At 72.4% G+C, this 9,734-nt stretch carries 9 protein-coding genes; 5 read left to right on the top strand and 4 right to left on the bottom strand.

What is annotated here, in order from left to right:
• Nucleotides 1–113 precede the first annotated feature (113 nt).
• From ABZV00_RS34685 to ABZV00_RS34675, 3 genes are read right to left on the bottom strand one after another with little or no spacing between them, the layout of a single operon-like run.
• The gene (locus ABZV00_RS34685) at nt 114–686 is read right to left on the bottom strand and encodes a hypothetical protein (protein WP_355614028.1); all 573 of its coding nucleotides are present in this window, start codon (nt 684–686) and stop codon (nt 114–116) included.
• A 46-nt stretch (nt 687–732) separates the two neighbouring features.
• Nucleotides 733–1,686 carry a tRNA (adenine-N1)-methyltransferase gene (locus tag ABZV00_RS34680; protein ID WP_355614036.1) on the bottom strand — a complete coding sequence of 318 codons (954 nt, stop codon included), beginning with the start codon at nt 1,684–1,686 and terminating at the stop codon, nt 733–735.
• Between the two features lie 44 nt (nt 1,687–1,730).
• Complete coding sequence (locus ABZV00_RS34675) at nt 1,731–2,885, bottom strand: site-2 protease family protein (RefSeq protein WP_328416899.1); 1,155 nt, start codon at nt 2,883–2,885, stop codon at nt 1,731–1,733.
• Between the two features lie 66 nt (nt 2,886–2,951).
• Between ABZV00_RS34675 and ABZV00_RS34670 the strand changes: the two genes are divergently transcribed.
• From ABZV00_RS34670 to ABZV00_RS34650, 5 genes are all read left to right on the top strand, one after another.
• The gene (locus tag ABZV00_RS34670; RefSeq protein ID WP_328416901.1) at nt 2,952–3,866 is read left to right on the top strand and encodes a RecB family exonuclease; all 915 of its coding nucleotides are present in this window, start codon (nt 2,952–2,954) and stop codon (nt 3,864–3,866) included.
• A 237-nt stretch (nt 3,867–4,103) separates the two neighbouring features.
• Entirely contained in the window at nt 4,104–4,790 is a 687-nt protein-coding gene (locus ABZV00_RS34665) for a response regulator transcription factor (protein WP_328416903.1), read from the top strand.
• 354 nt (nt 4,791–5,144) lie between these two features.
• Nucleotides 5,145–5,912 (top strand): ABC transporter ATP-binding protein, encoded by a 768-nt coding sequence (locus ABZV00_RS34660; RefSeq protein WP_328416905.1) that lies wholly within the window; start codon nt 5,145–5,147, stop codon nt 5,910–5,912.
• A complete protein-coding gene (locus ABZV00_RS34655; protein ID WP_355614025.1) occupies nt 5,912–8,467 on the top strand; it encodes an FtsX-like permease family protein in 2,556 nt (851 codons plus the stop codon). Before ABZV00_RS34660 ends, ABZV00_RS34655 begins: the two co-directional genes overlap by 1 nt.
• 157 nt (nt 8,468–8,624) lie before the next feature.
• Nucleotides 8,625–9,002, top strand: a complete 378-nt coding sequence (locus ABZV00_RS34650) for a carboxymuconolactone decarboxylase family protein (protein ID WP_328416908.1) — start codon at nt 8,625–8,627, stop codon at nt 9,000–9,002.
• Nucleotides 9,003–9,032: 30 nt separating this feature from the next.
• Here ABZV00_RS34650 and ABZV00_RS34645 read toward each other — a convergent pair whose 3' ends face one another.
• Nucleotides 9,033–9,686, bottom strand: a complete 654-nt coding sequence (locus ABZV00_RS34645) for an HAD family phosphatase (RefSeq protein WP_355614034.1) — start codon at nt 9,684–9,686, stop codon at nt 9,033–9,035.
• Nucleotides 9,687–9,734: the final 48 nt, after the last annotated feature.

Here is a 9,734-nt window from a genome sequence, read left to right as displayed (position 1 = left end):
TCGTCGGCCTGGTGACGAACGTGCTGTCCCTGGCGGCGAAGGGTGCCCCGGTCTTGTCGTGGAGGCTGCTGCTGGCCTGCGGGGCTGCGATGCTACCCACGACGGGGTACGCCTCAGAGCATCGGGCGGCCGACCACCGAGGCGACCAGCCGGGCGAACTCCTCCAACCGGGCGATCTGCCCGGCCCCGCCGTCGTCGAGGGTCTTGCCGAAGCGCAGCGCGTCGTGCCGCGGCGCACCGGACATCTCCTCGGTCGGCGGCGCCTCATCCAGCGAGGTGAGCAGCAGGTAGACGTCGATGCTGTCGACCCGGATCTCACCGCTGTCGGAGCGGGTGAGCCGACGCCGGCAGCCGACCTCGGTGACGGTGGAGACCGGCACCACCCGCAGGGACGACGTCATCGACCCCGGTGGCCCCTCCTCCGGCGGCACGTCCTCGCCGTGCCAGAGGATCAGCCGGCTGCCGTCGCAGACCACGACCTCCTGCCACACGCCGTTGACCTCGTTGACGAAGCGTTCCAGGGTGAAGCCGAGCACCGACGCGCCGCGCAGCACCCCACCGAGCGCCTCCAGGGCGACGTCCGGGTCGCGCAGGTAGGCCCGCGCCGCCGACTCCAGGTCCTGGTAGGGCGACCAGTCGGGAAACACCGCGGGCAGGTCACCGCCGCCGTACCCCGGTCGGCTCATGCCGCCGCCTCCCCCCGCTCGGCGCCGCCAGCGCCCAGCTCATCGGTCACGGCCTGTCCTTCTCCCCCGTCGCGTCGGGATCCACACCTGCCGCCTGAGCGGCGGCGGCCTGCCGGGCCGCCTCCGCCTCGCGCAACACCTGCCGGCGCTGCACGTACGCCTCGGTGCCCTTGCTGGGCTTACGACGCCGGGGCGGCGCGGTGACCCCGGGGGCCAGCTTCCGCGCGGAGACCAGGAACGCGGTGTGCGCGATCATCCGGTGATCCGGACGGACGGCGAGGCCCTCGGCGTGCCAGTCGCGCACCAGCGACTCCCACGCCCTCGGCTCGGTCCAGCCGCCGCGCTCCCGCAACGCCTCCACCAGCTCGGAGAGCTGGGGCGTGGTGGCCACGTAACCGATGAACACCCCGCCGGGCACCAGCGCCCGCTCGACCATGTCGAGGGTCTCCCAAGGGGTGAGCATGTCCAGGATGATCCGGTCGAAGCCGGTCTCCTGGCACTGCGCGACGTCGCCGACGTGCAGGTTCCATGCCGGGTGCGGCCCGTTGAAGAACGACTCGACGTTGCGCTTGGCGATCTGGGCGAAGTCGTCACGCAGCTCGAACGAGTGCAGCTCTCCCTCGGTGCCGACCGCGCGCAGCAGCGAGCAGCTGAGCGCGCCGGAGCCGGCGCCGGCCTCCAGCACCTTCGCGCCGGGGAAGATGTCGCCCATCGCAACGATCTGCGCCGAGTCCTTCGGGTAGATCACCTGTGCGCCGCGCGGCATGGACAGCACGTAGTCCGACAGCAGCGGCCGCAGCGCCAGGAACGCGGTGCCGCCGCCGGAGGTGGTCACCACACTGCCGTCGGGCAGCCCGATCAGCGCGTCGTGCGCCAGGATGCCGCGGTGGGTGTGGAACTCCTTGCCGGGCTCCAGCGTCACGGTGTGCATCCGCCCCTTCGGGTCGGTCAGCTGCACCCGGTCGCCGGGCCGAAAAGGCCCGCGGTGCACGGGTGTCAGCGCCGGGGTGGCGGCGTCGGCCGGGACGGTGGAGGGAGTTGCGGTCACGATGTCATCTTCCGGTTGGGTTCGAGGAGCTGCGCCAGGTCCGCGATGTGCAGGATGCCGACGACATCTTCGCCTGCGGTCACCACGTACTGCGCGCCTGGGTGGGTCTGCACGGCCTCCATCACCCGCTCCCCGTCCAGCCCGACCGGCAGCGCCGGAAGCGCGCCCAACGACCGGGCGACGGCGTCCACCGCCAGCCACGGGCGACGCTCGGCGGGCACCGCCTCGGCGGCGACCGGGTCGACCAGCGCGACCGGCCGGCCGGTGGAGTCGGTGACCAGCAGCGCGGCGCCGGGTTGCCCGCCCTCGGTGCGCCGGCGCTGGGCCTCGGACAGCGGCGTGCCGGTGGTCACCGGCCAGACCGGCCGGGCCAGCCGGGACAGGTCGATCAGCGGGAACCGGCGGCTGACCCGGGCGGCCCGGATCGACTGCCCGGCGCCGCGCCAGAGGGTGACGGCGACCAGCAGCATCAGCGGCAGCGCCAACGGCGCCAGGTAGTCGGCCAGGGTGAGCAGGAGGACCAGGAAGGCGGTGCCGGCGGCGACCACGCGGCCCGTCCAGCCGGCGACCTCGGTGCCCCGGTGCCGGTCGCGGGTGAGCGCCCACACCGCGGCGCGCAGCGCCCGGCCGCCGTCCAGCGGCAGCCCGGGCAGGCTGTTGAACACCGCGACGATGACGTTGCTCACCGCGAGCTGGAAGGCCAGTTGGTGGGCCACGGTCTGCTCGGGCAGGGCGAGCGTGGCGGCCACCGCGAGGACGCCGAGCACCGCGGACACCGCCGGGCCGGCCAGCGAGACCAGCAGGTCGACCCGGGGCGTCGGGGCGTCCCGGTCCATCTCGGTGTAGCCGCCGAGCAGTTCCAGGGTGATCCCGCGCACACCGATGCCGTACCGCCGGGCGGTCAGCGCGTGGCCCAGCTCGTGCAGCAGCACCGAGCCGAGCAGCGACACCACGAACCCGAAGCCGATCAGGTAGCCGCTGAGCTGCGACAGATCCAACTGCCGGCGGGCGAATTCGGCGTACAGCACCGCGACCAGCAGGGCGAGCAGGACCATGGAGCCGTTGAGGTGCAACGGCACCCCGAACACCCGGCCCACGCTCAGGCCGGAACGGCGGTCGGGCCGACGCGGCGGCCGGGATGTCTGCTCCATCGCAACGATGCTACGGACCGGGCGGGCGGCGGTCGGTGTCACACCGGTGCCCTAACCTTTGCGGACATGACGGCGGAACCGGTCACCACCCCACAGTCCCCCTCCCCGGCGCAGGTGCCGCCCACAGTGCGGGCCTCGCTGTCCCCGTCGCGGGCGGCTGATTTCAAGACCTGCCCCCTGCTCTACCGGTTCCGCAGCATCGACCGCCTGCCCGAGCGGACAACCGTCGAGCAGGCCCGGGGCACCCTGGTGCACGCAGTGCTGGAGCGACTGTTCGACCTGCCAGCGCCGGGCCGCACGCCGGCCGCTGCCGGTGACCTGGTGGCCCCCCAGTGGGACCGGATGGTCACCGAGCAGCCGGAGCTGGCCGGCCTCTTCGAGGGCGCCGAGCCGGCCGGCCCGGTGGAGTTCCTCCGCTCCGCCGCCGCGCTGCTGGAGGGCTACTTCGCGGTGGAGGACCCGACCCGGCTGGAGCCGGCCGAGCGGGAGAGCCTGATCTCGGCGGTGGTCGACGAGGAGCTGCTGATCCGGGGCTACCTCGACCGGCTCGACGTGGCCCCGGACGGCGCGCTGCGGGTGGTCGACTACAAGACCGGCGGCGCCCCACGGGAGGCGTTCGAGGCGCGGGCGCTGTTTCAGCTGAAGTTCTACGCGCTGGTGCTGTGGCGTACCCGGGGGGTGGTGCCCCGGGTGCTGCGGCTGCTCTACCTGCGCGACGCCGAGGTGTTGGACTACACGCCCGACGCCGACGAGTTGGTCCGCTTCGAGCGCACGGTGGTGGCGCTGTGGCGGGCGATCGAGCAGGCCACCGCCCAGCAGGATTTCCGGCCCCGGCCGAGCCGGCTCTGCGACTGGTGCAGCCACCAGGCGCTGTGTCCCACCTTCGGTGGCACCCCGCCGCCGTTCCCGGTCGCGGTGGCCAACACCGATCCGCTCCGCGACGCCCGGTCCGGTCCGGCGGCGCCGGGCGCCGACGAGTGACCTCCGGACGCGCCCGCCAGTCACCGTGAGGCTGGCCGCCAGCGGCATCCCCTGACCGCTCGCGCCGGCCGCCCCACCCCCCGCGACACACCTCAGCCGGAAACCCGACCGGGCTCGTACCGTGCCGGTCGGGACGCGGCGACGGGCCGGCCTCTACGGTGGTCCGCGACGCACGGGCCGGTGTGCGCGAGGATGTCCGGTGCGGCAGCGGCGTCGGCGCGGCGACAGGGAGACGAGATGAGCGATCGGGTGGCCTCGGCGCGGCCGGTGCGGATCCTGCTCGCCGACGACCAGCCGCTGTTGCGCACCGGGTTCCGGATGGTGCTGGGCGCCGAGCGCGACCTGGACGTGGTGGCGGAGGCCGGCGACGGCCTCGAGGCGGTGGAGTTGTCCCGCCGGCTGCTGCCTGACGTGGTGCTGATGGACATCCGGATGCCCCGGATGGACGGGGTGGCCGCGACCCGGGCGATCGTCGACGCCCGGCTGCCGGTGCGGGTGCTGGTGTTGACGACCTTCGACCTGGACGAGTACGTGGTGGGCGCGCTGCGCGCCGGCGCCAGCGGGTTCCTGGCCAAGGACGTCCCGGCCGAGGAGTTGATCGCGGCGATCCGCACGGTGGCCGGCGGGGACGCGGTGGTGGCGCCGCGGATCCTGCGGCGGCTGCTGGACCGCTTCGCCGACCTGCTGCCCGACCCGGCGGCGACACCGTCGTCGGCGCTCAGCGCGCTCACCGAGCGGGAACGCGAGGTGCTGGTGCAGGTGGCTCGAGGGCTGTCTAACGCCGAGATCGCGGTGGCACTGTCGGTCAGCGAAACCACCATCAAGACCCACGTCGGGCACGTGCTGACCAAGCTGCGGCTGCGCGACCGGGTGCAGGCGGTGGTGCTGGCGTACGAGTCGGGGCTGGTCCGTCCCCGGGCGTAGCCCGCACCCGCCCGACTACCCCACCGGGCGTACTCGAAGATCCCTCCGCGGGGTGACGGCCAGGTTGCCGCGCTCACCTACCGTGACCGGAGATGGCTCGGCGCGGTTGACCCTCTCGTGGGGTCAGCTCCTAGCGTCGGGCCCGGCAGCGTTTCGCCGGTCGGAAAACAGGTCGACCGGCCGTCGGGTCAGGGGCAACCCTGAGTCGGCATGGGGGTGCACCCGCAGCGTGAAATCCGCGCCGGGTCAACCCATGGGCGGACGGGTCGGGCGCGTACAGCGCCGATGATGAGAACAGTCGCGCCGGACCAGCGGGGGCGGCGCGTATTGGCAGAGACGGAAGAGGTAGATGACGTGACCGCGACGGTAGGCCAGCAGGCGCAGGCCGCGGCCCGGGCGAACGACGTGTGGAAGGTGTACGGCAGCGGTGAGGCACAGGTCATCGCGCTGAGGGGGGTCAGCGCGGAATTCGAACGCGGCCGGTTCACCGCGATCATGGGCCCGTCGGGTTCCGGCAAGTCGACGCTGATGCACTGCCTGGCCGGTCTGGACTCGGTGACCCGGGGCACGGTGGAGATCGGCGAGACGACCGTCACGGGGCTGGGTGACTCCGGGTTGACGAAGCTCCGCCGCGACAAGGTCGGCTTCATCTTCCAGCAGTTCAACCTGCTGCCCACGCTGACCGCCAAGGAGAACATCCTGCTCCCGCTGTCGATCGCCGGGCGCAAGCCCGACCCGGCCTGGTACGACACGGTGATCGACACGGTCGGCCTGCGGGACCGGCTGGACCACCGGCCGGCGCAGCTCTCCGGCGGGCAGCAGCAGCGGGTGGCGTGCGCACGGGCGCTGGTCTCCCGCCCCGAGGTGATCTTCGCGGACGAGCCGACCGGCAACCTGGACTCCCGTTCCGGCGCGGAGGTGCTCAACTTCCTGCGCAACTCGGTCCGCGAGCACGGCCAGACCATCGTGATGGTCACCCACGACCCGACCGCCGCCGCGTACTCCGACCGGGTGGTCTTCCTCGCCGACGGTGAGATCGTCTCGGAGCTGATCGAGCCGACCGCCGAGACGGTGCTGGACACCATGAAGAAGCTGGACGCTCCGGCCGAGGTGGGCAACTGATGTTCCGGGCGACACTGAAGAGTCTGCTGGCCCGCAAGGTCCGGCTGATCCTGTCCGGGCTGGCCGTGGTGCTCGGGGTGATGTTCGTCTCCGGCGCCTTCGTGCTCACGGACACGCTGGGCCGCTCCTTCGACTCGGTCTTCGCCGACGGCTTCTCCGAGATCGACGTGAACGTCACGGCGAAGCCGAAGGTCGAGGTCAGCGAGATCGAGGGCGAGCAGACCGCCACCCCGCTGCCCGCCGCCGTGGTGGACCGGGTCAAGCAGGTGCCGGGAGTGGCTTCGGCGACCGGCATCGTCAACGCCGACGGCGCCCGCGTGATCGGCAGCAACGGCAAGGTGGTCACCTCGTTCGGTCCGCCGCAGTTGGGCGAGAACTGGACCGGTGAGAGCGAGCTGTTGCAGCTGCGGGAGGGCCGCGGGCCGCAGGCCGACGATGAGATCGTCATCAACAAGTCGCTGGCCACCGCCGCGAAGGTGCAGGTCGGCCAGAAGGTCGGCGTGCTCACCGCGTTCGAGTCGAAGAAGCGGGACTTCACCCTGGTCGGCATCCTCGGTTACAGCGGTGACCGGGACTCGATCGGCGGGCTCAACGAGGTCTTCTTCACCACTCCGGTGGCGCAGCGACTGATGATCGGCGAGCCGGACGCGTTCAGCAGCATCACCGTGCGCACTGCCGACGGGGTCTCCGACGAGACGCTGCGCGACGACGTGGCCCGCACCCTGGGGGCGGATTACGAGGTGAAGACCGGCGAGCAGGTGGCCGCGGACGCCTCGGCCAGCCTGAAGGAGGGCCTGTCCTTCTTCAACAAGATCCTGCTCGGCTTCGCCGCGGTGGCGCTGCTGGTGGGCACCTTCCTGATCCTCAACACCTTCTCGATCATCGTCGCCCAGCGCACCCGGGAGCTGGCGCTGATGCGCGCCATCGGGGCCAGCGGCCGGCAGATCATCGGTTCGGTGGTGCTGGAGGCCATCGCGGTGGGGCTGATCGCCTCGGTGCTCGGCCTGGCAGCCGGCATCGGGGTGGGCGCGCTGTTGGCGTTCCTGTTCGGCAAGCTGGCCGGTGGCCTCACCCTGGCCGGGATCGGCGTGCCGGCGGCCGCGGTGATCGGCTCGTTCGCCGTCGGTCTGGTGATCACCGTGGTGGCGGCGCTGCTGCCGGCGCTGCGGGCGTCCCGGATCCCGCCGATCGCGGCGATGCAGGACGTGGCCACCCCGGACCGGCCGCTGACCAAGATCACGGTGGCCGGGTCGGTGATCACCGGCATCGGCGCGGTGCTGCTCTTCCTCGGGCTCAGCGGCAACGCCAGCGGTCAGACGCTGCCCACCATCCTCGGTGGGGTGCTGTTCGCCTTCATCGGCGTGGCGCTCCTGACGCCGCTGATCAGCCGGCCGGTGGTGGGCCTGCTCGGCGCGATCTTCTCCTGGTCGGTGCCGGGCAAGCTGGGCCGGCTGAACTCCGGGCGCAACCCGCGCCGCACCGCGATCACCGCAGCCGCGCTGATGGTCGGCATCGCGCTGGTCACCGGCGTCACGGTGATCCTCGACTCGGCCAAGGGCAGCATCAGTGCGCTTGCCGAGGACACCATCAAGGCCGAGTTGGTGATCTCCGGTGTGCAGGGCGGCCCACGGCCGCCGAGCTTCGACCCGGGGGTGCTGGATCGGGCCAAGGCCCTGCCGGGCGTGCAGATGGTCGACGGCGAGTACGGCGACATGGCGAAGCTCAACGGCGAGAGCACCTGGGTCGCGGCGAGCAGCGACGTCGCGTCGCTGCGGCAGATCTTCGGCGCGAAGCCCACCGCCGGTGACATCGACCGGCTCGGGCCGACCCAGATGCTGGTCAGCTCGGATACCGCCACCTCTCGGGACCTGACGGTGGGCTCGACGGTGAACGTGCAGCTGACCCGGGGCGACGCGCGGACGTACACGGTCAGCGGCATCTACGAGTCCTCGCAGCTGACCAACCCGGTGACACTGCCGGCGGAGGCGGCGAAGGACTTCGCCATCCCCCAGCCCATCCAGGGCTTCATCCAGTTGGCCCCCGGCACCCGGGTCGCCGACGTGCAGCCGCAGGTGGAGGCGCTGCTCGCGGACAGCCCTGAGGTGTCGGTGGCCGACCGGGCCGCGTTCATCAAGCAGCAGACCGGTCAGCTCGACGGGCTGCTCACCATGATCCAGATTCTGCTGGCGCTGGCCATCGTGATCGCCGTACTCGGCATCATCAACACCCTGGCGCTGTCGGTGCTGGAGCGGACCCGGGAGTTGGGTCTGCTGCGGGCCATCGGCCTGCGCCGGTCGCAGACCATGGGCATGATCACCGTCGAGGCGGTGGTGATCTCGGTGTTCGGCGCGCTGCTCGGCGTGGTGGTCGGCACCGGCCTCGGCGCGGCGGTTGTCGAGGCGCTCAAGGACGAGGGAATCACCGACCTGATCCTGCCCTGGGGTCAGATGGGGGTGTTCCTCGGTCTCGCCGCGATCATCGGGGTGGTGGCCGCGGTGCTGCCGGCGATCCGGGCGGCCCGGATCAACGTCCTGGGCGCGATCGCCCACGACTGACCGGCTACCCCGAGACCCCCGGTGCCGTTCGCGGTGCCGGGGGTCTCGCACGTTCGGCCTCGGCTGAATCGTCCTCCGGGCCGACGCCGAGCTGCCACGATGGCGGTGCCGGCCGGCCAGCGGCCCCGGGCGGCGGTGGCGAGCCGGGAAGGGTGACATGACCGATCAGGACGCGTACCAGCAGGCCCTGGACAACGCCGAGCGCCTGCTCGGTCAGCCGCTCGTGCTGCCGCTCGGCGCCGGCGAGCCCTCGGTGGGGCAGGATTTCCGCCGCCTGGCCACCGTGCAGACCTTCGGCGAGGCATGGCCCCGGGAGGGGTTGGACCTGCGCAGCCGTTGCCTGGTCTCGGTGGCGATCGCCGCCGCTCTCGGCACCCACGAGCCGTTGCGCGGTCAGCTGCGCATCGCCCTGCAATCGGGGGTGACCAGGGAGGAGATCGTCGAGCTGTTCATCCACCTGGCCGCCTACGCGGGCGCCGCGCGGGCGTTCGACGGCTACCAGGTGGTCACGGCGGTCTTCGCCGAGCGCCCCTGACCCGCGCCCGTCGCGGTCAGCCGGCCTCGGTCAGTCGGTCGCGCTGGCGCGGTTGACCAGCAGCGCGGCGAGCAGCTCCAGGTCCGCGCCGGTCAGGCTCTCCAGCTGACGTACGCCGGCCATGACGGGCAGCGCCTCCACGGGTACGGCCAGCACCGCCGCGCCGGCGGCGAGCGCGCTGGCCACCCCGGTCGGTGAGTCCTCGATCGCCACGCAGCGGCCGATCGGCACGCCCAGCAGCCGGGCCGCGGTCAGGTAGGGCTCCGGGTGCGGCTTGGCCGCGACGACCTCGTCACCGCAGACCACCGCGTCGAAGCTGTCCCGGCCCAGGGTGTCCAGGGCGATCTCGACCAGCGGCCGGCCGCTGGAGGTGACCAGCGCGGTGGGGATGTCGGCGGCCCGGACGGCGCGCAGCAGGGCGAGCGCCCCAGGACGCCACTGCAGGCCGGTGCGGAACAGCTCCAGGATCCGGGTGTTGATCCACGCCGCGCTGAGCTCCGGGTCACGTTCGGGCTGCCCCAGGTCGTCGTGCAGGATCCGCATCGAGTCGGCCATGCTGGTGCCGACGATCGACCGCCGGGCGGCGATGGAGAGTTCGCCGCCGTAGTCGCGCGCGAGTTCCTGTAGCGCGACGTCCCACAGCTTCTCGCTGTCGACCAGCGTGCCGTCCATGTCGAAGAGCACGGCGGCGAGGTGTTGGCTGCTCAGCGGATCCTCCAGGGTCGTGGCCGA

The organism is Micromonospora sp. NPDC005173 (genome assembly GCF_040608515.1).
Taxonomy (GTDB): Bacteria; Actinomycetota; Actinomycetes; order Mycobacteriales; family Micromonosporaceae; genus Micromonospora.
The sequence above is the reverse complement of the archived record's forward strand: the minus strand, read 5'-3'. Positions and strand labels throughout refer to the sequence as shown.

Bases quoted from the DNA above. Each gene is read 5' to 3' on its own strand.
- ABZV00_RS34685 (WP_355614028.1), bottom strand. From the start codon at position 686: ATGAGCCGACCGGGGTACGGCGGCGGTGACCTGCCCGCGGTGTTTCCC.
- ABZV00_RS34675 (WP_328416899.1), bottom strand. From the start codon at position 2,885: ATGGAGCAGACATCCCGGCCGCCGCGTCGGCCCGACCGCCGTTCCGGC.
- ABZV00_RS34670 (WP_328416901.1), top strand. From the start codon at position 2,952: ATGACGGCGGAACCGGTCACCACCCCACAGTCCCCCTCCCCGGCGCAG.
- ABZV00_RS34665 (WP_328416903.1), top strand. From the start codon at position 4,104: ATGAGCGATCGGGTGGCCTCGGCGCGGCCGGTGCGGATCCTGCTCGCC.
- ABZV00_RS34655 (WP_355614025.1), top strand. From the start codon at position 5,912: ATGTTCCGGGCGACACTGAAGAGTCTGCTGGCCCGCAAGGTCCGGCTG.
- ABZV00_RS34650 (WP_328416908.1), top strand. From the start codon at position 8,625: ATGACCGATCAGGACGCGTACCAGCAGGCCCTGGACAACGCCGAGCGC.